At 38.1% G+C, this 25,691-nt stretch carries 16 protein-coding genes and 4 pseudogenes; 7 read left to right on the forward strand and 13 right to left on the reverse strand.

Annotation, left to right across the window (positions count from 1 at the left end; genetic code table 11):
• Positions 1–4: 4 nt before the first annotated feature.
• Both H3Z85_08270 and H3Z85_08275 read right to left on the reverse strand, forming a co-directional pair.
• The gene (locus H3Z85_08270; protein QPQ53325.1) at positions 5–3,067 is read right to left on the reverse strand and encodes a TAT-variant-translocated molybdopterin oxidoreductase; all 3,063 of its coding nucleotides are present in this window, start codon (positions 3,065–3,067) and stop codon (positions 5–7) included.
• Positions 3,068–3,090: 23 nt separating this feature from the next.
• The gene (locus H3Z85_08275; GenBank protein ID QPQ53326.1) at positions 3,091–4,449 is read right to left on the reverse strand and encodes a c-type cytochrome; all 1,359 of its coding nucleotides are present in this window, start codon (positions 4,447–4,449) and stop codon (positions 3,091–3,093) included.
• Positions 4,450–4,630: 181 nt separating this feature from the next.
• Here H3Z85_08275 and H3Z85_08280 point away from each other — a divergent pair, with 181 nt between their 5' ends.
• Positions 4,631–5,188 (forward strand): SPOR domain-containing protein, encoded by a 558-nt coding sequence (locus H3Z85_08280; protein QPQ53327.1) that lies wholly within the window; start codon positions 4,631–4,633, stop codon positions 5,186–5,188.
• Between the two features lie 55 nt (positions 5,189–5,243).
• Here H3Z85_08280 and H3Z85_08285 read toward each other — a convergent pair whose 3' ends face one another.
• The 6 genes from H3Z85_08285 to H3Z85_08310 all read right to left on the reverse strand — a co-directional run bounded on the left by H3Z85_08285 (position 5,244) and on the right by H3Z85_08310 (position 13,489).
• On the reverse strand, positions 5,244–6,512 hold the full coding sequence (locus tag H3Z85_08285) for a hypothetical protein (protein ID QPQ53858.1): 1,269 nt from the start codon (positions 6,510–6,512) through the stop codon (positions 5,244–5,246).
• An 85-nt stretch (positions 6,513–6,597) separates the two neighbouring features.
• A complete protein-coding gene (locus H3Z85_08290; protein ID QPQ53328.1) occupies positions 6,598–7,554 on the reverse strand; it encodes a T9SS type A sorting domain-containing protein in 957 nt (318 codons plus the stop codon).
• Between the two features lie 81 nt (positions 7,555–7,635).
• On the reverse strand, positions 7,636–9,177 hold the full coding sequence (locus H3Z85_08295) for a YdiU family protein (GenBank protein QPQ53329.1): 1,542 nt from the start codon (positions 9,175–9,177) through the stop codon (positions 7,636–7,638).
• Positions 9,178–9,252: 75 nt separating this feature from the next.
• Positions 9,253–11,613 carry a transglycosylase domain-containing protein gene (locus H3Z85_08300; GenBank protein ID QPQ53859.1) on the reverse strand — a complete coding sequence of 787 codons (2,361 nt, stop codon included), beginning with the start codon at positions 11,611–11,613 and terminating at the stop codon, positions 9,253–9,255.
• Between the two features lie 24 nt (positions 11,614–11,637).
• Complete coding sequence (locus tag H3Z85_08305; GenBank protein ID QPQ53330.1) at positions 11,638–12,105, reverse strand: gliding motility lipoprotein GldH; 468 nt, start codon at positions 12,103–12,105, stop codon at positions 11,638–11,640.
• Positions 12,098–13,489, reverse strand: coding sequence for a hypothetical protein (locus H3Z85_08310; protein QPQ53331.1), 1,392 nt, complete (start codon positions 13,487–13,489; stop codon positions 12,098–12,100). Before H3Z85_08310 ends, H3Z85_08305 begins: the two co-directional genes overlap by 8 nt.
• Positions 13,490–13,974: 485 nt before the next feature.
• Between H3Z85_08310 and H3Z85_08315 the strand changes: the two genes are divergently transcribed.
• The 5 genes and pseudogenes from H3Z85_08315 to H3Z85_08335 all read left to right on the forward strand — a co-directional run bounded on the left by H3Z85_08315 (position 13,975) and on the right by H3Z85_08335 (position 19,938).
• Positions 13,975–15,210, forward strand: a complete 1,236-nt coding sequence (locus H3Z85_08315; GenBank protein QPQ53332.1) for an outer membrane protein transport protein — start codon at positions 13,975–13,977, stop codon at positions 15,208–15,210.
• An 11-nt stretch (positions 15,211–15,221) separates the two neighbouring features.
• Positions 15,222–16,777, forward strand: a pseudogene (locus H3Z85_08320) (G-D-S-L family lipolytic protein).
• 85 nt (positions 16,778–16,862) lie between these two features.
• On the forward strand, positions 16,863–17,801 hold the full coding sequence (locus H3Z85_08325; GenBank protein QPQ53333.1) for a ribose-phosphate pyrophosphokinase: 939 nt from the start codon (positions 16,863–16,865) through the stop codon (positions 17,799–17,801).
• A gap of 56 nt (positions 17,802–17,857) precedes the next feature.
• Positions 17,858–18,511, forward strand: a complete 654-nt coding sequence (locus H3Z85_08330) for a 50S ribosomal protein L25/general stress protein Ctc (GenBank protein QPQ53334.1) — start codon at positions 17,858–17,860, stop codon at positions 18,509–18,511.
• A gap of 207 nt (positions 18,512–18,718) precedes the next feature.
• Positions 18,719–19,938, forward strand: a pseudogene (locus H3Z85_08335) (cysteine desulfurase).
• 33 nt (positions 19,939–19,971) lie between these two features.
• Here the strand turns inward: H3Z85_08335 and H3Z85_08340 are convergent.
• The 5 genes and pseudogenes from H3Z85_08340 to hemA all read right to left on the reverse strand — a co-directional run bounded on the left by H3Z85_08340 (position 19,972) and on the right by hemA (position 24,262).
• Positions 19,972–20,070, reverse strand: coding sequence for a GNAT family acetyltransferase (locus H3Z85_08340; protein ID QPQ53335.1), 99 nt, complete (start codon positions 20,068–20,070; stop codon positions 19,972–19,974).
• A gap of 181 nt (positions 20,071–20,251) precedes the next feature.
• Positions 20,252–21,283, reverse strand: a complete 1,032-nt coding sequence (hemE, locus tag H3Z85_08345; GenBank protein QPQ53336.1) for a uroporphyrinogen decarboxylase — start codon at positions 21,281–21,283, stop codon at positions 20,252–20,254.
• A gap of 45 nt (positions 21,284–21,328) precedes the next feature.
• Positions 21,329–22,012: pseudogene (locus H3Z85_08350) on the reverse strand (uroporphyrinogen-III synthase).
• An 80-nt stretch (positions 22,013–22,092) separates the two neighbouring features.
• Positions 22,093–23,001, reverse strand: a complete 909-nt coding sequence (gene hemC, locus H3Z85_08355) for a hydroxymethylbilane synthase (protein ID QPQ53337.1) — start codon at positions 22,999–23,001, stop codon at positions 22,093–22,095.
• A pseudogene (hemA, locus tag H3Z85_08360) lies at positions 22,988–24,262 on the reverse strand (glutamyl-tRNA reductase). The gene hemC and the pseudogene hemA overlap by 14 nt, the downstream one beginning before the upstream one ends.
• A 382-nt stretch (positions 24,263–24,644) precedes the next feature.
• On the opposite strand from hemA, the gene H3Z85_08365 reads away from it, so the two are divergent.
• Positions 24,645–25,670, forward strand: a complete 1,026-nt coding sequence (locus H3Z85_08365) for a rod shape-determining protein (protein QPQ53338.1) — start codon at positions 24,645–24,647, stop codon at positions 25,668–25,670.
• The last annotated feature ends 21 nt before the right edge of the window (positions 25,671–25,691 follow it).

Below are 25,691 nucleotides of genomic sequence, written 5' to 3' on the forward strand. Positions count from 1 at the left end.
AACTTTATTTTTCTACTCTGTTTCTTACTTTAGTGTGATAGAACACGTTTGGTTTTGTTCCGATCTCCTCTAGTAAATAATATCTTCTGTTAGAGGCATATACCTTTCTAATTTCAGATTCTTTATCATTCATGTCTCCAAATGTCATTGCACCAGTAGAACAAGCTTTAGAACAAGCAGTCTGGAATTCTCCATCCTTCACTTTTCTTCCTTCCTTCTTAGCCTCAAGAATTGTATTCTGAGTCATTTGGATACACATTGAACATTTCTCCATTACCCCTCTAGTTCTTACAACTACATCCGGGTTAAGTACCATTCTTCCTAAATCATTGTTCATGTTGAAGTCGAACTTGTCGTTTAGGTTATAAGTAAACCAGTTGAAACGTCTTACTTTGTACGGACAGTTGTTTGCACAATATCTGGTACCGATACATCTGTTGTAAGCCATATGGTTTTGACCTTGCTTACCGTGTGAAGTAGCCGCTACCGGACATACAGTTTCACATGGAGCGTGGTTACAGTGCTGACACATTACTGGCTGGAAGATTACATCCGGATTATCAGCAGGGTGGTTTAATGCACCTCCTTCTTTGTTGAATGCAGTACCGTATAATTCTGGTACAGCCATTCCTTCTTTTAATCCTTCATATACTTCAACCTTTTGTCTTGAAGAATAGTAACGGTCGATTCTTAACCAGTACATATCTCTGGACATTCTTACTTCTGCTTTACCTACCACAGGAACGTTGTTTTCAGCCTGACAAGCAATAATACATGCTCCACAACCTGTACAAGAGTTCAAGTCAATAGATAAGTTGAAGTGAGGCCCATCTGTATCATCAAATGCATCCCAAAGGTCAATTTTTCTTGCCGGAAGAGCCCCGCTGATGGTGTGGTATTCCAAAGGCTTATTCCATCCTTTGTGCTCATCATCAAATGGTACGTTGATGAATTCAGCTAATGGAACTTCCTTAGCGATTTCGTAACGACCCATCAATGTATTTTGAAGCTGGATACCTGCAAACTCGTGATCTTCTCCTGTTTTCTCGATTTTAACACCGGAAAGAACAAGGTTGGAACCATCGAATAAAGGATAAGCATTTACCCCTGTATCAGCAGTTGCTCCTGAGTTTTTCTTACCATAACCAAGCGCCAGACCTACTGATCCTTCTGCCTGACCTGGCTGTACAAATACAGGAACGTCTTTTATTGTTACTCCGTTTACGGTAAGGTTTACGATAGAACCATCCAACTGCATTCTTGCGTTAAGGTCATTATCGATACCGAACTTTTCTGCGTCTTTCGGAGAAATTGTCAGGTAGTTATCCCAAGACATTCTGGTGATCGGGTCAGGTAATTCTTGTAACCAAGGGTTGTTTGCCTGAGTACCGTCTCCCATCGAAGTCTTAGTGTATAATACTAATTCTAATTCTGAAGCTTTGAAGTTTCCTAATTCAGCAACAGCCTGAGCAGCGTTTCCACCTGCGTAAGATAATGTTGTTGAGTTAGTAGAAGCATTGATACCGTTATATAATGCTTTGTTGAAAGATGTACCACCTAAAAGAGAAGCTGAGCTTGCCTTTAAATAATCGTAGTAGTTGTTTGCAGCATTGTTTTTACCATTCTTCCAAACCAATAAAGACTCTTCAATCTGTCTTGATTTGTAGATCTTCTGGATCGTAGGCTGCATCAATGAATATACACCGGTCTGTGGTTCGATATCTCCCCAAGACTCTAACCAGTTAGCCACCGGAATAACAGCCTTAGCTGCTTTGTACATTTCATTTTTCTTATCAGCAACAGCAATTACGTAAGGAACTTTTGATAAAGATTTTTTGAAATCTTCTCCTTTCGGATGAGCGTAGATAGGGTCTACATTGTTGGTAACTAATACACCAACCTGACCTGCGTTTATCCATCCAAGGAATTCCTGGTATCTTGCACCGTCGAATTCTTTTAATAGGTTTGCTTTACCTGTGAAAGCAACTGATCCTAATTTCTGGTTGATTAAGTGTGCTAAAACCTGTGCTCCTTTAGAACCGTCAGCGAAAACAACAGCTTTGCTTCCTTTCGCTTTCAATTCGTTAGCAATTTCAGTAGCAGTCTTATCAGAAGTACCACCACCTACAATTGCATTATAAACTTCAACTAAAGTTTTGTTTACTGCACTTGGCTTTAATCTGTATCTTGAGTCAGCGTTAGCACCGGTTAATGACATATTAGACTCCACCTGAATGTGTCTCAACATGTTTGGTCCCGGTTTTCTTGCCGCTGCATAAGAAGTTTCTAAGCTTGAAGCGTTGTAATCTCCTAAGAAATCAGCCTGGAAAGATACTACCAATTCAGAACCTTTAAGGTCATAAACAGGTAAAGCTCTTTGTCCGAATACTTCCTGAGCAGCATCTAATCCTGCCGCATAAGGGAAAGCATCGAAAGTTACTAATTCAGCTGTAGGATATTTTGCCTTAAATTCAGCAAATAGCTTTTTGAAAGTTGGTGAAGCAAAAGAATGTGATAGAACCACAATCTTTTTACCTGACGCTTTAGCTTCTTCCAATCCTTTGATAACGAAACTGTCTACTTTATCGAAAGTTTCATCTTTACCGTCCAGTTTAGGCTGCTTTACTTTATCATTATCATAAAGAGAAAGTACACTAGCCTGAGCTCTGGCGTTAGTTTTACCTAAATCACCACCAGCCGGGTTTGGTTCAATTTTGATGGGTCTACCTTCACGGGTTTTTACTAAAACACTGGCAAAGTCGAAACCGTCAAAATAGGTTGAAGCGTAATAATTAGGGATTCCCGGAATAATATCATGCGGTTTTACCACATAAGGAATCGTTTTGATAACCGGAGCTTCGCAGGCAGCTAATGTTACTGCTGCTGTAGAGAATCCTAGTAATTTAAGGAAGTCTCTTCTTGAAGTACTTGATCCGTTCTTCTCAGCATCTCCAAGGAAATCTTCTACCGGAATTTCTTCCTGAAACTCTTTCTGAGCCAGCTTATTATTTAAAGCCGGATCTTTAAGTTCATGAATACTTCTGAATTGTATTTTGTTTGAAGCCATTTATACTTCTAATTTTTTAGTTATTAATAATGACATTTACCACACTCAAGACCTCCAATTGCAGCTACAGTGATCTTACCTCCATCCTGAGGATATTGTTTTTTCAACTTGTCATGTAGATTCTTGAAGTACTCTTTATTATAACCGTTGTTCATATCAACCTCAGTAGTTCTGTGACATTCGATACACCATCCCATGGTAAAGTCGTTAGCCATCTGAACAACATTCATTGTGTCAATTTTTCCGTGACAAGCTTTACATACAACATCAATTTTGTTGTTTGGATTCTTTTTGTTGAAAGAATTGATGATGGCTTGTTCACCTGCAATGACGTGCTGAGAGTGATTGAAGTAAACGAAGTCTGGCATGTTGTGGATTCTTGTCCACTCAACCGGTTGTGTTTTTCCTGTATACTGTTGTTTAGCAGGATCCCAACCTGTTGCAGCGTAGATCTTCTGGATTTCTCCATCATAGAATGCCTTGTCTTTTCCTGGCTCCATGTAGTGATCTGCGTTGTATTCAGAGATTGTTCTGTGACAGTTCATACAAACGTTCATAGAAGGAATCTCAGATACTTTTCCGTATTTAGCACTAGAGTGACATAATTGACAGTCAATTTTCTGTTCTCCAGCATGGATTTTGTGAGAGAAGTAGATAGGTTGCTCAGGTTTGTATCCTTTGTAAACCCCGATCCACATTAACCAGTTCCATACCCCGTAAGCTGCTAAAATAGCCAGAATAGCTATTACTGCTTTACCTACATAATGGAACTTCTCATACATTTCTCTGAACGAACGAACTCTTGTTTCGTTAAGGCCTGCCAATTCTTCAGACTGTCCCAGTTTTACAAGTTGTCTTAGTTTAAGTAAGATCCAGACTAATAAACCTGCAATCGCTAAAAGAGAAATGATAACAATGTTTGTAGTAGTTTTGTCTGCAGGAGCTGCTGCCGTAGCATCAGTCGCAGGAGTGGCTTCCGCTTTTTTCTCTTCCGGAGCCGGAGGATTAGTAGTGAACGCTAAAATGTCATCAATATCCTTCTCTGTAAGATTAGGAAACTGCAACATCTCAGTCTTATTATACTTTTCGAAAATTTCATTGGCGTATTTATCCCCTGAAGCTCTTAAAGCTTTGTTGTCTTTGATCCACTTGTGAAGCCAATCTCTGTCTACACCGCCTTCTGTCTTTACACGTTCTACAACCCCCTTTAATGGTGGGCCAATAACTTGTTTGTCCAGCGCGTGACATGCAGTACAATTCGCTTTGAAAAGTTTCTCTCCGTTTTTAGGATCGCCGTCTTGCCCGTAAAATGAAGCACTGGTTGATAGCAATAAACCAATTGCAATCAACGTTTTTTTATAATGCTTTCTCCAACTAATCATTTAAATTATCTTATGTTAGTAAAATATTGAACATATCAATCCCGCAAAAATAATATTTTTAACACAAATTTAACGGCATATAAAAAGGGGAAAATGTCATTTAAGGTTAATTTGTACTGATTCTAAATAACCTGTTTGGTATAGTTTTTTAATTTGTATAAATTTGCGGAAACAAGTTTAAATGAGAAATTTGATCAAAATATTTTCAGTATTATCATTATTTGGTTTTTATAGTATTGAAGCACAGCAGGTTGTTAAGAGAGATACCCTTTCGGGAACGGAGCTTGTCATCACGATGGATTCCAAAATAAATACTGCTTTGGAAGGAATCGAAGGCAAATGTTCTAAAGTTGTCACCAATAATCCATCCAGAGATTATGGGAATACTGATAGCGGAATTTCTACCGGTGGGATCACAAAACCACCTAAAATATATGTGCCAAGCAGGGAACTTACCAATGCTGAAATTTGTAAGAAAAATCCTAGAATTTTAGGATACAAAATCCAGATTACAACGGTAAAAAGTAATGAGGAAGCGAATGAAGTGAAATCCTATTTCAGAAAAAGATTTCCTAATCTGAAAGTAGAAACCGATGCATCATTGAGACCGAATTATAAAATTCTTGCGGGAAGTTACTTTACAAAGCAGAGTGCTGCCGCTGACCTTTCAAAAATCAGAGAATACTTTAAATCTGCAGTAGCCGTACAGTACAGAATTTTCTGTGCAGAGGCAAAATAAGAAATAGGTATTTTGAAAATATAATAAAAAAGCTGAGAAATTTCTCAGCTTTTTTTTATTGGTAATACGTATCCATAAACCAGAAAAACTCTGACATTCTGAACCAGTTATTGGCAAGGAGATAGATGACTAATATACTTACCGTCACCGTTAAAAACGACAGTGCTTTAGGTGAGGATCCGTATGCATAAAATAGCCATCCTATAAGCAACGGATAGACAAAGATGAAGTGACCGCCATAAATGTAGGAAGTATGCAGTCCGAATCTCATGATGCAGTGTATAATGATGTCCATAAGAAAAGAAATCATTATAACCTGTACCCATTTGTTTTTAAAATTTTTCAGATAACTCCAACTTATCAATATCAGTACAGTTCCTATAAAAATATAGGAAAATACAGATGAATAAAGGTCCATATAAAGGCCTTTGAAGTCAAAACCTTTCATATTATGTTTATCTGAAATGATAAAACCGGGAAACAAAATATTACCTCCGAAAAAGAAGGAGAGAATCATGTCCCAGGTCGGCATAGACTCAACATTGGAGAACTTTTCGTATTGTTGATTGGTCTTTGAAAAGATATTCTCGTATTTAAAATCGATTCTGTTTAGATATAACAGTAGGTAACAAATTGTTGCAATCATAACTCTCAATACGGCGTTTCCGAATTTTTTTCCAACTTGAAAAAAGATTTTTTCAAAAAGTAAAGGGATGAAAACTTTCACAAAATTGGTTATCGTGAGCCCGCCAATCGTAATTCCTGCAAGTGATAATGCTGCCACGGGTGTTTTTTCTTCTCGACCAAGCTTTATGGCTGCATAATGATTGTACAACGAAAGTAAAAAGAGTGTGTATGTAAAGTTTTCAGGAGTAAAAGATAATATGATATTGGTTGAAAACACACCGAAAAAGAAGGTTAATAGTAGGCTTATCCGTAAGGGAAGCTTGATGATATTCTTTAAATATTTAAAAATCTGCAGCACGGTAAGGCTGATGATAATATTGCTTAACCACGCCAGCGTCAACCTGAAACCGGAATCCATTTTTCCACCTGAAATAAATAATGAAAATTCTCTGACCCAATTGAAAAAATAATAGGATAAAGGATGGCGTTCAAAACTTCCCCCGGTCATGAGGATAGATTTATTATCAAAGCTAAAATAAGCATCCCAGGGAATCCTGTTGTCAAAAATAATCCTGTAATGAATGGCAATGTAAGATCCGAGAATTCCATAACAGATTATGAAAAATAAGAATACAGCCAGTTCTGTATAGGAGGACGGAAAAATCAGCTTTAAAAAATTAATGAATTTTGTTTTAATAAAAGACACAGATCATATTTTTTGCAAAAGTAAAATAAAAAACCACCAATTCAGGTGGTTTCAGAAAGATTGTATAACGTTGTTATTATTGTCTGATTATTTTTTCCGTTGTAGAGCTTCCGTCGGAGAAATCTACCTTCATCAGATAGGTTCCTTTGGGTAGGCCGGAAATATCTGTATTTCCGTCTTTATCAATGTTTATTGTTTTTCCTGAGGCGTCCATAACCGTTGTCGCAGTAATTTTCCTGTCCGTTTTGATATTGACTTTTCCTGTTGTCGGGTTAGGATAAATCACTGTACTTGCTTTCGTTTTTGATGTTTCCATAGTGGCAAGTGTTGCTGCTGTTGTGATTTTTACGTCATCCAACATAAACATATATTTATCTGACGACATGTATTGAAACCCGATCTTTACACTTTGTCCGGCATACGTATCTAAGTTGATGGTAACTTGGGTCCAGTCTGTGTAAGGTGCTGTAGATGTGGCAGGAGAAGAGATGATGGTGAAATTTGCAGCAGATGTCGGATTACCGGTTCCTGTATAAACTCCCACCTTGTAGCTTTCTACAAAATCTGGAGATAATGCCTTTACCCAGAATGTTAAAATATTTGAGCTGGCTCCTAAGGTGATGGAAGGAGTGATCAGCCAGTCGTTATTGGCTGTAACAGGACCTGCGGGAACTCCAGCCCACGAAACGGCACATTTTTGTCCTCCGTGCGGAGTAAAATTTCGGATTTCTTCATCGGCAGCAGTTGATGTAAGATTGTTGGTTGCATTGCTTGCAGAAACGTTAAATATCTGAAAAGCCATTTTAGCGCCGGCATTCGTCCAGTTGGCTGACCATGAGGGTGAGGCAGCTCCACCCACTACTGGCCCTCCGCCTGTGTAAGTATTTAAGCCATCCAGATCTAATGACGTCCAAGTACCAAAGTTGCCGATCGCGAAATTGGTATATGATTCAAAGCCCTCATCGAGCAAAACTGTTTGGGAATACGCATAAGTTCCCCATAGCAAACTTAAAGAAAGTATAACTTTTTTCATATCGAATATTTTGTTAAATGTAATAAAAAATTCGATATGTTAATTGAAAATCAGTATTTTATGTTTTATTTTAACATTTTATCACGAACTGCAGGAAAGAGTAGAGCATCCTGCAATATCATCATATCCTGATGGACGCTTCGATGAAAATTCAGGGAAAAGCTCCTGATACGGATTTTCCAGAGCCTGGGTTAGTTTATTCAACATTTCTGTTTTGCCATTGTTAATTTCCTCGATACATTGATATAACAAATAATTTCTAAGAATGAATTTCGGGTTTGATTCTTTCATCATTGCTACAGAATCTTCTTTTGATATCGTGTTGAGTTCCGATCGCAATTCATATCTCTTTATAAAGTCCTTTATCTTTTTTAAACTTTCATCATTTAAGTGGCCATAAGATATATTCCTGAAAAGTTTCTGCAGGTCAGATTCGGGATTTATCTTTTCAAGTACATTAAAAAATAAAGTGTAATCCAGTTGTAGTTCCTGCATCAACCCTTGCCAACTTGTGAAAAAGTCTTCGTCATCTTTTAGTAATTCGTCGAGTCCGAACTTTCTGCATAGCATTTTATCGTGCGCTTCCCAGAAATAGCTTCCAAAATTATTTAAGGTGTTTTCGAGAAATTTCTCGTCTTTTACTAATGGATGAAGAGCGTTGGCGAGTTGCCAGAGATTCCACTGTGAAATTTGTCCCTGTTTTCCAAATGCATACCTTCTTCCCGGCAGATCGGTAGTGTTTGGAGTGAAGTTCAGGTCATATTCATCCATCATGGAGTAAGGTCCGTAGTCAATTGTCAGTCCTAAAATCGACATATTGTCTGTATTCATTACGCCATGTACAAAACCGACCCTGAACCATTCGATCATTAAATTGGCTGTTCGTGTGCATACATTTTCAAAAAAGTCTTTGTATTTCTGGTCGCCTGATGAAGTAATCTCCGGAAAATAATTTTCGATCGTAAAATCTGTGAGATCCTGTAATGTTTTGTATTCTCCCTGGGCAGACATCAGTTCAAAATGTCCGAAACGAAGAAAACTTTCTGCGGTTCTTATAATGACGGCTCCTTTTTCATATTGTGGATTTCCGCTGTACATAATATCACGTACAACATCTTCTCCGGTCAGTACCAAGCTTAGTGCCCGCGTGGTTGGAACTCCCAGATGAAACATGGCTTCGCTCATCAGGTATTCCCGAACAGAAGATCTCAGTACGGCTCTTCCGTCTGCGTGTCTGGAATAGGGTGTTGCACCGGCTCCTTTCCACTGGATCTCCGTTTTTTTTCCTCCTTCATTGATGATCTCTCCCGCCAAAATGGCTCTTCCGTCTCCAAGCTGTCCGGCCCAGTTGCCAAACTGATGCCCTGCATAAGCTGTTGCATACGTCTGAATGTTATCAGGAAGCTGATTTCCTGCCAGAAAGTTCAGGTCTTTTTCTTCAAATTTCCCCAGTCCGATTTCTTCAGCAAGTGTTTCATTAAAAGCGATGAGTGCGGGCTTGTCAAAACCTGCGGGCTGAGTGGTTGCAAATAAGACCTTTGGAGTATTTCTCTGCATAAGGTTATTGGAAAAGTCTCCCGGAAATTTCTTGATAAAAGGCTGTCTGATACGTTCGATATTCATACTTCAAAGGTATTAATTATAAAAGAAAAGACCTTCCAAATTATTGAAAGGTCTTGTATATTTCTAAAAGAGAATTTATTTATTGAAATCTACTTCATCATTAGAATGAAGATTTTCATTGATATTTTCTTCTTTCTTCTCTGCAGGTTTTTTTGGAGTCGGGTCTACAGGTCTCGGATTTTTGATCTCGTCAATGGTTTGAAGGCTTCCGTCATCTCCGTAACCTCCGCCTAAGCCTTTAAGGTTTGAGCATCCGTCTTTCCAGTCTGAAGGTTTGGTGAATTTATCATCCGGTGTAACGCCTAATGTTTTGTCTGCCCATACTTTTTTCATGAAGATGGCCCAGATCGGTAGTGCCATTCTAGCTCCCTGACCTTCACCTGTCCCGAAGAAGTGGGTTGCCCTGTCTTCCCATCCAACCCATGCACCGGTTGCCAGTTTTGGTGTGATTCCCATAAACCAACCGTCGGAGTTGTTCTGTGTTGTACCTGTTTTAGCTGCAATTTCAACTGCCTTTGAAATACCTCTTCTTCCCAATTCGCCGGAAGCGGTACCATATTGTGCTACACCTTTCATGAGTTCAATCATCGTGTAGGCGTACATCGGGTTCATAACTTCTTTAGGTTCTACATTTACTTCTTTGATAACCCTTCCGTTGGCGTCCTCAATTCTCCAGATCATCTCCGGCTTATTGTAGTTACCGTAGTTGGCGAATGTACTGTAAGCACCTAGCATCTCATAAATAGTAATATCTGACGAACCTAAGGCAATTGTATTGTTTCTAGGAATATCTTCTGTTACTCCAAGATCTCTTGCCGTCTGGATAACGGCATCCACACCCGTCATTTCGATAAGTCTGGCGGCAACAGGGTTCTGAGAATGTGCCAATGCATCCTTTAAAGTAAGCATTCCTCCTCTTCCCGGAACATGCCATCCGTTATGATCATACGTTCCGTTGGAAACGGCAGAACATGGTGTCATTCCCAGTTTCATAATAGCTGTAGCATATACGAAAGGCTTGAAGGTAGATCCTACCTGTCTTTTACCTTGTTTGATGTGGTCATACTGGAAGTGCTGCCAGTCAATACCTCCTACCCAGGCTTTGATTTCTCCGGTTCCTGGAACCATAGACATTAGACCTGCCTGAGCAATTTGTTTATGATATCTGATGGAGTCCCAAGGTGACATTTCTACCTCTTCTTCTCCGTTCCATGTGAATCGGGAAGTTTTGATCGGTTTTTTGAATTCCATCATGATAGAATCTTCAGGCATACCATCAGCTTTAAGAAGCTTGTAACGTCCGGTTCTCTTCATGGCCTGAACCATTACATCCTTGATCTGTTTGTCATTAAGGTAATAGAAAGGTCTGTTCTTTCTTCCTCTCTGCTCTGCATCAAATCTTTTCTGAAGATCGGTTAAATGTTCCTTGATAGCCTCTTCTGCATATTTTTGCATTTTAGAGTCAAGGGTTACATATATTTTTAAACCGTCTTTATAAAGATTAAGTTTTTTGCCGGTTTCTTTTTCGTGAGTTTCGAGATATTTATCAATCTCTTTTCTCAGGTAAAACTTATAATAGGCGGAATATCCGTCGGTAATACTTTTAATAGGGTGGAAGTCTACTTCTACAGGAGTATTGATCGCTTTTTGATATGTTTCCTCGTTGATGTAACCTGTTTTCTGCATCTGATCCAGTACAACATTTCTTCTTTCCTTCGCCTTTTCAGGGTACCTGTAAGGATTGTTTTTTCTTGGATTTTCAAGCATAGCCACAAATGTTGCGGCTTCAGGTAATGTAAGTTCTGAGGTTTTTTTGTTAAAATAAACTCTGGAAGCCATTTCAATACCATTGGCATTGAAAAGAAAGTCGAATTTATTGAAATACAGGGTAATGATCTCTTCTTTGGTGTATCTTTTTTCAAGGCTTACGGCTACTACCCATTCTTTCAGTTTCTGAAACGCTCTTTGAACTTTATTTTGAGAAGCATTTCCGGTGAAGAGAAGCTTTGCAAGCTGCTGGGTAATTGTAGAACCACCACCACGTTTACCTCCGTAAGCAACAGCTCTGGCGATAGAATACAAATCTATTCCTGAGTGTTCTTTGAAACGTTCGTCTTCTTTCGCCTGAAGAGCATAGATAACATAAGGAGGAAGATCCTTATACACAATAGGTTGTGTTTTTTCTTTTTCAAACTTGCCTAAAATGACCCCGTCTGAAGAAATGATCTCAGAAGCGACAAAGATGTCCGGGTTTTCAAGTTCTTTTACATCCGGCATTTCCCCAAGGAAACCCTGAGAAACTGCAAAGAAAAGACCTGAAATTCCTAAAACTACTGCAATGAGTCCAATCCAAATAAATGAAACCCATTTTTTCCAGGAGGTGTTTTTTCTTTTTTTTGGGAGGCAGAGGAAAAGTTTTCCCCTTATTTCCTGCATTTTTTTGTTTTCTTCCATTTATGGTTACGGTTTAGCCGTTTCTATTTTTACCCCAATATCCTCAATTCCCGGAAGGTTATCATTTCTCATCGCCTGAATCAGGCCGATTTCATATTTCCCTTTTGCCGGAAACCTGTATTTTAATCTGTACTGAAATAACGTTTCTTTTGTGTCACCAAAGCCTGTACCAAGCCATTCTCCATTTGGTTTTGCCAAAACATAATTCAGGGTGTCTGTTTCCTTTTTCTTGTTTTGCAGATTGGTGAAGTTTACAATAAACCTTATATTGCTGTAAGGGTAATTGTTGTTGTTTCTTACGACAAATATAATATTTTTAGGATTCTGCGGATCTGTAATTTCAAGATTAAATTTTTGCTCACTTTTCTTGTTCCACTTATTGTCAACAGAGTTCATAATGACGGCTTCTCCCGGAGAAGAAGAGGTACAGCTAAAGAAAAGGATAAGGGAAAATAATCCTAAAATTTTACGCATTGTTATCTTTTTTTGGAGGATATTTCTTTTTAAATTTTTTCTTGTTCGGATTGTTGTTTTGAGGTTTTTTCTCGCCATCAGCATTGTTAGCTTCTACCTTCACCACTGCTGCTTTTTGTTGCGGATTGGGTTTTTGCTGTTTTTGCTGGTTTCCTGAATGAGCGTTTTGGTTCTCAGGTTTTTCAGAACGTTCCGGTCTTTCTTGCCTGTCCGGTCTGTTTTTCTTTTGCCCCTGATTTTGTCCCTGATTATTATGGGGCTTATTCTGGTTATTTCGGTTTCTGTTTCCTCTGTTTTTCTTTTCGAAGCGGTCTACATTGTTTTCCTGGATCAGGTCAATACTTTGCAATGGCGATTCTGGCTGTTTCAAATCTTCCAGAGGAGGTGTTTTTTCTCCTCTTTTATTTTTTGAAATCAGTTTTTTCACAAGATCGATATCAAAATCATACCATGCGATAGAGCTGTCTACGTATGCAAACCACATTTTCTTTTTGAAAACATCTATTTTAATACAGAAGGCTTTTCCTTTTTCTGTATCGAGCGTTGTCGAAGAAGAAGGGAAATTGCTTAACGCATCCAGGTAGCTATCCAGCTCATAATTAAGACAACATTTAAGTTTACCACATTGTCCCGCAAGCTTTTGTGGGTTGATGCTCAGCTGTTGGTATCTCGCTACATTGGTATTTACAGATCTGAAATCTGTAAGCCATGTTGAGCAGCAAAGTTCTCTGCCACAGGATCCGATTCCACCTACTTTTGCCGCTTCCTGTCTGAAACCGATCTGTTTCATATCGATTTTAGTCCTGAAGGCTCCTGCGTAATCTTTAATCAGTTGTCTGAAGTCTACACGGTTTTCAGCCGTATAGTAAAAGGTTACTTTCGAAGAGTCGCCTTGGTATTCCACATCGGTAACTTTCATTTCGAGGCCAAGTCTTTGAGCAATTTTTCTTGCTTCAAGCTTTACGCCATCTTCTTTTTTCCTTGCTTCCTGCCATACCTCAAGATCCTTTTGGTTGGCCTGTCTGTATATTTTAAGGGCTGATTCTTCAGAAAATTTCTTCTTTTTCATCTGAATCTTTACCAATTCTCCCGTAAGGCTTACTACGCCTACATCGTGTCCCGGACTTGATTCTACTGTAACTACGCTACCTATATGTAAAGGAATATTATTTACATTCTTATAAAACGATTTTCTGTCATTTTTAAACCTAACTTCTACAAAGTCACACCTGTTAGGTGCCGGATTGTTGATGTTAGAAAGCCAGTCAAAAACACTTAATTTATAACTATTCCCGCAGGTATTTACATTTTCACAGCCATTTGCGGTCTTTTTGGGACCACAAGAATGTGCAGAATCGCCGGATGTTTTACATCCACAACTCATATTTCTATTATTTATAATCTTGCAAATTTATGTATTTTTATCTTTATGCAATTCTAAAATAATTAAATAACCTGAATTCAGGCTAAAACATTATTATCTTTTAACAAATAAGTAAGAGGAAGCCTATGTATAAGGAATTATAAGAGGTTGAAAAAATTAACATTTTTTTTACCATCAGTAGAACGTCTTCCGGAAATTTATTAAGTAGATTTGCTAAAATTAACATTTGATATAGGGAGTCTGTAATCCTTCGCTTTTCTATAACTTATATTTCGTTAAATTAAACCATTGTTTAATCTTAAACATTCTGATAGATTGTTTTTGTTGATGCTGTTTAAGGGCTTAATATCTATGGTTTTGTAAACTTTTTTTCTTTAAGTGTTATTTTAAACATAATTTTCTTTTGGTATATTGTTTAAAATATTGGCAAATATTAACAGATGTATTCAAAATAATTTTATATTTGGGTTATATAATAACAGTCTATGAAAAAAATATTAGTATCAACTGCTTTATTGGCGGGCGTTCTATCTTATGCCGGAGGCTTCAGAGTTTCCTTGCAAGGGGTAAAACAATTGGCCATGGCGCATACTAGTGCTCATGCCGAAGATGCGAGTGTGACATTCTTTAACCCGGCGGGTATGTCATTTATACCTTCTAAGCTGAGTGTAGTAGCAGGAGGGTTTGGTGCAAGTAATAAAGTTACTTTTCAAAACTTAAATACTTTACAGAGTACAGAAACGGATAACCCTCTGGGAACGCCTATCTATGCAGCGATTACTTATAAACCAATAGAAAACCTATCTGTAGGTTTCAGTTTTTCAACACCTTTTGGAAGTACAATCAAATGGCCTGAAAACTGGGAAGGCAAAGAAATGGTTCAGAAGCTGGAACTGAAAAGTTACTATTTCCAACCGATGGTTTCTGTGAAGCTTGCCCCTTGGTTGTCATTTGGTGCGAGTTATATTTATGCGAGAGGTAAAGTAGATTGGGATAAAGCCGTAACGCAATTCGATGGACAGGTTAATATTAATGATGAGAGAGCTTCCGGGCACGGTTATGGATTCGGTTTCTACTTCAGACCTGATCCGAAATTAGATGTGAGTGTTGCCTACCGTTCAGCAATTGATATGAAAGCCAAAAACGGAACAGCTACCTTCAAATTCCCGACACAGTCTCCTTATTCATTATTGAAGTTAAATGCTGCAGGACAAGATGCATTTACGGCAACTCTTCCTTTGGTTGAAGAATATACAATCGGTTTAACCTATAAGATCACTCCGAAATGGTTAGTTTCTGCAGACTTTAACTACCATGGGTGGGAAAGATACAGCAAGCTGACGCTGGATTTTGCCAATGCTCCTATCGGAAACCAGGCAGATCCTACCATTCTTGTGAATCCTAAGAATTTCAGAAATTCAAAAACATTCAGATTGGGTACACAATATGCATTTACCAATATGATTTATGGACGTTTAGGAGGGTATTATGACGAGTCTCCTTATACCAACGAAAACTTTATTCCGGAAACCCCTTCATTTGATACGTTTGTTCTTACCGGTGGGGTAGGATTTAAGTTAAAACAATTCGGAATTGATATTGCCGGAGGATATGCAATGCCAAAATCCAGAGATGTTAACAATTCTAACCTTGGATTTTACGGTCAAGCGAAGGCAACTGCGTTCTATTTCGGTCTAGGTTTATCGTATAATCCTTTTTAATTTGAATGACTATGAAAAAAATTATAATATCAACAATAGCTGTTTCAGCACTACTTTTTACCGTTACAAGCTGTAAGACAGATTTTGATAATGATGTAAAAGATATTCAGGTGTCAAAAGGTAGCGCTGACTTTACAAAATATGTCGCGTTAGGAAATTCTTTGACTTCCGGATTTAGAGATGGGGCTCTATATATAGATGGACAAAATGAATCTTATCCATCAATGATTGCCCAACAGATGAAATTAGTAGGAGGCGGAGATTTTAAACAGCCGCTAATGGCAGATAATAACGGAGGGTTGATTTTAGCAACTTCATCAACGTCAACTTTACAGATCGCCAATACAAAACTTTATATTAAAGGATTTGTTGATGGCAGCCCTGATCTGGATAATGCTAATGGTAATGTAGCAACAACAGTTGTCAATACGGTGCTTTCAGGGCCGTTTAATAATCTGGGCGTTCCTGGAGCTAAAGTGGCTCATTTGCTTGCTCCCGGATACGGAAATGTTCAGGGGTTGCAGCAAAAACGGCTAATCCTTATTTCGTAAGGTTTGCCAGTGAACCTAATACCTCTGTTATTGCAGATTTTAAAAAGCAAAATCCTACCTTCTTCTCCTTGTGGATTGGAAATAATGATGCGCTTTTATATGCCTTGGCTGGTGCGGATTCTTCAGTGGAAACACTGACGCCGCCTGCACAGTTTGCACAGTATTATAACGCACTCGTTGCACAGATAGCAGGTACAAAAGCTAAAGGGGTGATTGCCAATATTCCGAGTGTGACTTCAGTTCCTGCTTTGACAACGATTCCTACTAATCCACTGACGGCTGCTGTTCTTGGGAAAGGGAATGTTGCTGCCGGAGAAGCAGTAATCGATGATTTGAATAAAAATTTATACGGACCGTTAAGTCAGATTTTGACCGCAATCGGAGCTGGAGATAGAATTAAGCCTCTTTCGAAGACTGCCGCTAATCCGTTGTTGATTAAAGATGAGAGTATCCCGGATCTTAAAGTACAAATTACTGCAGCAGCTGCAGGTTCCGGAAATCCTACTTTAATAGCTCTGGCTGCTTATCTTGGAGCGACTTACGGACAGGCAAGACAGGCAAAATCAGGCGATCTTGTTCCTTTAACAACGAAAGCGGAAATCGGAAAACTAGAGACACTTCCAGTAGGAATACCTGCATCTCTTGGTGCAAAAGGGGTGGCTTATCCATTCGCAGACAGATATATACTAGTACCATCTGAAATTACAGAGATCAATACGGCAATTGATGCGTATAACGTAGCTATTAAGGCTGCTGCTACATCACAGGGTTATGCTTTTGTAGATGCGAATGCAAAATTAAAAGAACTGGCTACTAACTCAGGGATTGTTTGGGATGGCGTAAGATATACTGCGAAATTTGTATCCGGCGGAGCATTTTCACTGGATGGAGTTCATTTAACAGGTAGAGGATATGGAGTGATTGCCAATGAATTTATTAAATCAATAAATGCTACGTACAGCTCTTCGCTTCCACTTGTAGATGCTAACAAATATTCAGGAGTTAAATTCCCGTAATAATTGATAAAATAAAAACTTAGAAACCACAGGAGTAATTCTTGTGGTTTTTTTTTAAATTTGCAAAATCTTTTAAAAAGTAAAAATGGCCGATCAGTTAAGTTATCTATTTTGTACAAGAACCAGCAGGGACTTGGCGGAAAAAATTGCCCAGCATTATGGGAAAGAATTAGGAAAAATCAACTTTCAGGAGTTCAGCGATGGTGAATTTGAACCTGTTTTAGATGAATCTGTAAGAGGAGGAAGAGTTTTCCTAATTGGATCCACGTTCCCTCCTGCAGACAATCTTTTGGAACTTCTTTTAATGATTGATGCAGCGAAAAGAGCTTCTGCAAAGAGCATTACAGTAGTAATTCCTTATTTCGGACTTGCAAGACAAGACAGAAAAGACAAGCCAAGAGCACCAATCGGGGCTAAGCTAGTTGCCAACCTTCTTACAGCAGCGGGTGCTACAAGAATAATGACTATGGATCTTCACGCTGATCAGATTCAGGGGTTCTTCGAAATTCCTGTAGATCACTTGTATGCATCTACTATTTTTGTGGATTACATCAGATCTCTGAATCTTGAAGATCTTACGATTGCTTCTCCGGATATGGGAGGTGCAAAAAGAGCTAAAAACTATGCCGGTCACCTTGGCGCAGAAGTAGTAATTGCTTACAAAGAAAGAAAAAAGGCAAACGTTGTAGAGGAAATGTTCCTTATTGGAGATGTGACCGGTAAAAACGTTATCCTTATTGATGATATGATTGATACTGCCGGTACCCTTTGCAAAGCCGCAGATATTTTAATTGAGAAGGGTGCTAAAACCGTAAGAGCTATGGCTACTCACGGAGTGCTTTCAGGAAAGGCTTACGAGAATATTGAGAATTCAAAAATTCTGGAAGTTATTGTAACTGACTCAATTCCTGTTAAAAATAATTTGTCATCTAAAATAAAAGTGCTATCTTGCGCCCCGTTATTTGCAGACGTTATGACAATGGTTCATGAGCATAAATCAATCAGTAGTAAATTTGTTATTTAATTGATTTTAAGCGATTTGTAAATTAAAATTAGAACAATTTTTTAAATTTTTTATAAATGAAATCTATTACAATTCAAGGTACAAAAAGAGAAAGCGTGGGCAAAAAGTCTACAAAAGCTTTACGTGATGCTGAATTAGTTCCTTGTGTTGTTTATGGAGGTGAAGCACCTTTAAACTTCTCTGCTGAAGAGAGAGCTTTCAAAGGATTAGTATACACTCCTGAAGCACACACGGTATCTATTGAAGTTGACGGAAAAACAATTCCAGCTGTTCTTCAGGATATTCAGTTTCACCCAATCACTGACAAAATTCTTCACGTAGACTTCTACCAGTTATCTGACGATAAGCCAGTTATCATGGAAGTTCCGGTAAGAATTACAGGTCGTTCAAAAGGTGTTGTTGCTGGTGGTGTTTTACGTCAGTCTTTCAGAAAACTAAAAGTAAAAGCTATCCCTGCTAACCTTCCTGACGAAATCGTTGTAGATGTTACTCCATTAAGAATTGGTAACAAACTTTACATCGGTGGTATCAAAACAGAAGGATATTCTTTCATGCACCCGGACAACGCAGTAGTAGTTGCTGTTAAGATGTCTAGAAATGCAATGAAAGGTGGTGCTGCAGCAATGGATGATGAGGATGAAGAAGAAGCAGAAGAAGTTGCAACTCAATCTCCTGATGTTCCAACAACAGAAGAAAAATCTGCAGAATAAGCATTGCTTATGTAACAATATAAAACCTGTCAATTTTTGGCAGGTTTTTTTTGCTTTTTGTTCTCTAAAGCTTTACTCACTTTAAAGCATCGAATTTTTCTATCAACTGATAACGATCACCTTACAACCTGATGCGTCCTTTCGGAAAAAAAAGCCGTAAATTTGAAGAGTTCTAAATAAGGACGTTTTAATTTAAAAAATAAATAAATGTTTGACATTCAGGAAATAAGAAGCCAGTTTTCTATATTGGACAGAGAAGTGAATGGTAAACCCCTGGTTTATCTGGATAATGCAGCTACATCTCAAAAGCCAAATTCGGTTTTAGAAGTCTGTCACGCATACTATACTGAGCTCAACGCTAATGTTCACAGAGGCATCCATACACTGAGCCAGCTGGCTACAGAAGAAATGGAGCTTTCAAGAAGAAAAATTCAGAAGTTCATTAATGCTGAGCATGACTTTGAAGTTATCTTTACCAAAGGAACAACGGAAGGTTTGAACCTCATCGCCTATATTTTAACTCAGAAACTGCAAAAAGATGATGAAATTATCATTTCTTATCTGGAGCATCATTCTAATATTGTTCCATGGCAGTTGTTGTGTGAAAGAACAGGAGCTAAGCTTCGTGTTATTCCTATCGATGAAAATGGTATTCTTCAGATGCAATATTTTGATGAATTTTTGAGCGAAAAGACAAAGGTGGTTTCTGTAAACCAGGTCTCCAATGCCTTGGGAATTGTAAATCCTGTTGAAGAAATTATTGCAAAGACAAGAAAAATACAGATGCCTATATTGTAATTGATGGGGCGCAATCTGCACCGCACTTCAATATTGATGTTCAGAAAATGGATTGTGATTTCTTTGTATTTTCAGGACATAAAATGTATGCTCCGATGGGAACAGGAGTTTTATATGGAAAAAGAGAAATTTTAGAAGCATTGCCGCCATTCCACGGAGGAGGAGAGATGATTGCTACCTGTTCTTTTGATGGAACTACGTATGCCGGGCTTCCTTTCAAATATGAAGCTGGAACACCAAATGTAGGAGGAAACATTGCCCTGGGTGCTGCTGTTGATTTTATGAATAAAGTAGGGCACCAGAATATTCAGAATCATGAAAATGCTTTGCTGGAATATGCTCAAAGACAACTTTTGGAAATAGAAGGACTTAAAGTATATGGTGAAAAAGCAAAAAGAACCGGTGTAGTTTCTTTTAATCTGGAAGGAGTGGGAATTTCTTCCGATGTAGGTATGATTCTCGACAAAATGGGTATTGCTGTAAGAACAGGGCATCACTGTACACAGCCTATTATGGATTTCTTTAATATTGCAGGAACGGTAAGAGCCAGTTTTGCAGTGTATAATACTTTTGAGGAGATCGACCTTCTTGTCGAAGGGGTTAAAAAAGCGCAACGAATGTTAGCATAAAAAATAAAAAAGCAGCTGATTCAGCTGCTTTTTTTAATCTTCAACGCATAGGCATCTGCCGTTGATAATAACCTGGTGATAACCGATTGCACACTCCAGGCAGATTTCTCCTCCTGCCATGATGCTTTTCATTTTGTCTTTGTTTAATTTTTTTCATACTAATGATTTAAGGTATTAATAATCAAAGATAAATATAATGTTGACAAAGCATTCATAATAATATGATTATCCAAAATAAATACCTGATTATAAATTAAAAACCCCGCCACAAAAATGACAGGGTTTTACTATTAATTTGTAAAAAGTAATTATCTTACAGGTTAGGCTTCCAGTCTACTACAGCTCTGATGAAAGCTTCTGCATTTTCAACCGGTACATTAGGTAAAATTCCATGGCCAAGGTTGGCGATATATCTGTCTTTTCCGAAACGGTTGATCATTTCATTCACCATTTTCCTGATGGTTTCAGGGGTTGAATGTAGTCTTGCAGGATCAAAGTTGCCTTGCAGAGTCATTGTGTGGTTGGTCAGAGTTCTTGCGAATTCCGGCTTAATAGTCCAGTCTACCCCAAGAGCAGAAGCTTTAGACATGGTCATATCTTCTAAAGCAAACCAGCATCCTTTCCCGAATACAACAACGTGAGTAAGCGGGCTCAGGGCTTCTACGATCTGATTGATGTATTGCCATGAGAATTCCTGATAATCAGTCGGAGAAAGCATTCCTCCCCACGAATCGAATACCTGTACAGCAGAAACTCCCTTCTCTACTTTTCTCTTTAAATAAGCAATCGTAGTATCTGTAATCTTTTGTAATAATAAATGAGCAGCCTCTGGCTGTTGGAAACAGAAAGACTTGGCAATATCAAATGCCTTGCTCCCTTTTCCTTCTACACAATAACAAAGAATCGTCCATGGAGAACCGGCAAAACCGATCAATGGGATCTCATTGTCAAGTTTCTGAAGAGTAAGTTCAATAGCATCAAAAACGTATCCTAAGGTGTCATTTACATCCGGAGTTACAATATTCTGGACCTGTTCCATTGTCCTGATCGGAGTATCCAGCCATGGGCCTACGGATTCCTTCATTTTGAAATCGATCCCCATTGCCTGAGGAACTACCAGGATATCAGAAAACAGAATCGCGGCATCCAGAGGAAATCTGCGTATCGGCTGTAAAGTAATTTCAGCGGCAAGTTCAGGCGTCTGACATCTTGTAAAGAAATCGTATTTGTCTCTGAGAGCAATGAATTCCGGCAGATATCTTCCAGCCTGCCTCATCATCCAGACAGGAGGTCTTTCAACGGTTTCTCCGCGAAGTGCTTTTAAATATAGGTCGTTTTTAATCATAATCTATTTAAACTAATACTACCGTTCAGGTTCGGTAGACAATATTTAAATTTTACTTCCAAGCTCCTTTCTTATCAGTTCAAAGATAGAGGTAAGGGTATTTTCTTCGGAAGTAAAAAATTTTTTCCTGAGTATAATTTCTCAACTCACCGGAAGTGGTTTCACCTATTGAAAATAACGTCATGCCTTCCAGAGAATTTCGCCTTGCAAAACTACGAACTCCGCTTGGACTAAAAAAGACTGCAGCATGATATTTTTCAGGTATTAAAGGATTGATTTCCTCGGTATTATAAACGGTAATCTTTTTATACTTGATATTCTGTAGGGGAAGTTCGTTATCCAGGACATTGATCGCCAGATTGCCACAGAAGTGAAGGAACTGCTCATGCTGGCAGTTTCCGATAATAAATCGGGAAAGAGCATCTGCATTCTTCAGTACCTTAAACGTTCCGAAACCATGTTTTCGTAATTCCCTTTTGGTCTTCTCACCTACACAATAAATTTTATTGTAGTTTTTGGCCGTAAAATCTTCATTGGGCTTAAACAGGTTTTTAAAAAAGAAGTGACACCATTTACACTTGTGAAAATAAGGGAATAGTTTTTCAGATCAAAAGGATTGATCGTAATAGGCCTGGTCTTGATTACCTCGGTACAGTCAACCAGAATATCCTCTCCTAATTCTTTGGATATAATAGATTGGTCTATATTTTTGGTAAATAAGATTTTCATGCCTTTACATTTACAACTGGAAAAAAAGGAAATTATTGGAAACTGATAGTAAAATCCGGACTATTGAAAGTAAAATAGTCCTAGATCTGGCTTTTGATTTCTGCCATCAATTCTTTTCCGCCGTTTTCAAGAACTACTTTTGCGTATTTTTCGCCAAAATTCTCATCAGTACCATACTCAAAATTTTCATCGATGGCAATGCAATTTTTGCCGTCTAATGAGCATAGTGCCGCTTTAAAGCGTATCTGATCCGCAATGATTTCTGCAAAAGCTCCGATCGGAGCAGTACAGCCACCTTCCAAAGTGCTCAGGAAATTTCTTTCAATCTCCACACAGATTTGTGTCGGCTGGTGATTGATTTGCTTCAGGATTTCATTGATCTCCGGTTTGTCGGTATGTCCGGCAACGGCAATAACACCTTGCGATGGAGCCGAAATCATTAATGGAAGCATTTCATAATCAATTTCCATCTTCATTCTTTTGATGCCTGCCAATGATAAAATGGTGGCATCAAAATTTTCGTCTTCCAGTTTTTGAAGCCTTGTCTGAATGTTTCCACGAATGTCTGAAAACTCTGCATTAGGATAATTTCTTAACCAAAATGCTCTCCTCCTTAAGCTGCTTGTCGCCAGTTTTAGTTCGTGGAATTCTTTATTTCTTGCAGATTCTTTTCTGATCAGGATATCCTGAGGGAAATCTCTTTCAAGATAGGCGATCATCTCAATATTCTGAGGTAATTGAGTGGGAACGTCCTTTAATGAGTGCACAGCAATATCGATCTCGTCATTTAATAATGCGATATCGAGATCCCTTGTAAATACTCCGGTAATTCCTAAAGAGTATAAAGGTTGATTGAGGTTCTTATCGCCGGAAGAAACGATAGGAACAATCTCCGTTAAATAATTGTTGTTCTGAAGGTGCCTCGCAACCTCTCTAGCCTGCCAAAGTGCAAGTGCGGAATTTCTGGTTCCAATTCTAATGCTTTTCATTGAATTCGTTGTTTGGTTGTTCAACTAATATTTCGTGCATTAATTTACTAATTTCTTCGGCTTTTAAAGGGTTGTCAATAATATATTTTGCAAAACGGTTGGTGATTTTCTGGATCATTTTATCGGAAAGTTCCATATCCGTGATGTTTATATATTTATTCTTTTTATAAAAATTATGCATTTCATTACGTTCCATATTTTTTAAAACGGCTTTGAAATGATGAATGTTTGGTGCAAGCTTTCTCTTTTTTCCCATTCAATGAAATCTTTCATCAGTTCCTTGATGATCTTTTCCGCTTTTGGGATTTCCCGCTCGCGTTGCTGGATCGTCTCCTGGATCTGTTTTGAAAGCTCATCAACGTCAATCAGGGTTACATTTTCGTTTTCAGTAACATTTTTTTCAACATTATGAGGAATTGAAAGATCTATTACTAAGGTTTCTTTTCCGTTCGGGAAATGAGACTGGTTGACAATAGGGTGTTTTGCTCCTGTTGCAACAATAAGAATATCTGTATTCTTTAATTCCTTGTCAAAATCAGAATAATCAACATGAGGAATATTATACTTCTGGGAAATCTTTTCTGCTTTTTCCTGAGTTCTGTTGGCAATTTTAATTTTAGGCTGGAAGACATGCTTTACCAGATTTTCGACAGTATTCTGCCCGATTTCACCCACTCCTAAAAGAAGAATGTTTTTTTCAGCAATTCTCTTCTGGCTATTTAAAATATAATGAACGGCAGCATATGAAACGGAAGCAGCACCATTTGAAATACCGGTTTCATTCTTTATCCTTTTTGAAATCTGAATTGCAGCGTTGATCGCTCTTTCAAGATATGGATTAGAATTTTGTCTTTCTTTCTTAAAACGATTGTAGGCTTTTTTTGATCTGACCGATAATTTCAAAATCTCCGATAATCTGACTTTCAAGACCGGCTGCCACCCTGAAAAGATGGATTAAGGCCTCCTCTTTGGTAAGAATATTGGCAAACTGAAGAAAATCCGTAAGGTGTACCCCGATTGTTTTGCAGTATTCTTCTGCAATCAGCAGATAATTGGAAGTGGTAGTATAAATTTCAGTCCTGTTACATGTGGAAACCACAAAGGCATCTCCAAGATCTTCTTCATGGACCCGGGAAACAAAATTTTTGATGTTTTCGTCAAAAAATGCAAACTTTCCTCTCGTTTCTACATCGGCTTTCTCATAGCTGATGGAAAGCACAGCAAAATTCGATGTTTGATGGATGTTGGAGTACTGTAACATAAGCAGTCGCAAATTTACGCTTTTTTTAATTAATGACCTTCTGATAGTGTATATGATAATTATCGTAAAAAACTATAAGATTACGACAGAAAGGTAAGCGTGAATGACTAAAAACTACAGCCTTTTACCTTTCAAATCAACACCTGGTTTAAATTTGTACAGCTTCAGCTGCCTTCACAGCTTTGGTCTTTGAAGATTTATCTGTTTTTGCTCTTCAGACACGCCGTTAATTTTAGTTGAACTCAAACTCTGTAAATGTCTAAACTAAAAGTTAATAAAGAATTATAAATTTTAATAAAATTTTAACCAAATTAAGTTGTTGCGAAATTTCTTTAGTAGTGTTAAATTTATATCTTTGTAAACTTAAAATCAGAAGAAAAATATGAGTTTATTTGATATGTTTACGCAAGAAATTGCGATAGACCTGGGAACAGCTAATACCCTTATCATCCATAATAATAAAATTGTTATTGATCAACCTTCAATTGTTGCAATTGAACGTTCGTCGGGTAAGCCCATTGCTGTAGGTGAGCAGGCTAAGCATATGCAAGGGAAAACTCATGAGGATATCAAAACCATTCGTCCTTTGAAAGACGGTGTTATTGCTGATTTCCACGCTTCTGAACACATGATTAAGGAATTTATCAAAAAAATTCCGGGGATCAAAGGTAAATTCATTCAACCTGCATTACGAATTGTAATCTGTATTCCTTCTGGCATCACTGAAGTTGAAAAAAGAGCGGTAAGAGATTCTGCCCAGAAAGTCAACGCCAAAGAAGTAAGGTTGATTTATGAACCAATGGCAGCTGCAATAGGAGTTGGTATCGACGTCCAGAAGCCTGAAGGAAACATGATCATTGATATAGGCGGAGGTACTACGGAAATTGCTGTAGTAGCTTTGGGTGGTATCGTATGTGATAAATCTGTGAAAATTGCAGGCGATGTATTTACCAATGATATTGCTTATTACTTAAGAACTCACCATAACCTTTACATCGGAGAAAGAACTGCTGAAAGAATTAAAATTGAAGTAGGTTCTGCTGTTGAAGATCTTGATGTAGATATCGAGGATATCCCTGTACAAGGGAGAGACCTTATCACAGGTAAGCCAAAAGAAATTATGGTTGGATACAAAGAGATTGCACGTGCATTAGACAAATCTATTATCAGAATTGAAGACGCTGTAATGGAAACCCTTTCTCTTACTCCACCGGAATTGGCTGCCGATATTTATAAAACAGGTATTTATCTTGCCGGAGGTGGTGCGTTATTAAGAGGTCTTGCAGACAGAATTCACAAGAAAACAGGACTTCCTGTATTTGTTGCTGAAGATCCATTGAGAGCTGTTGTTCGCGGAACAGGTATTGCCCTTAAGAATATGGATAAATTCAATTTCTTAATTAAATAATTCTAACTTTTTACGACTATA

It is taken from the genome of Chryseobacterium indologenes (genome assembly GCA_016025055.1).
Classification (GTDB): Bacteria; Bacteroidota; Bacteroidia; order Flavobacteriales; family Weeksellaceae; genus Chryseobacterium; species Chryseobacterium indologenes.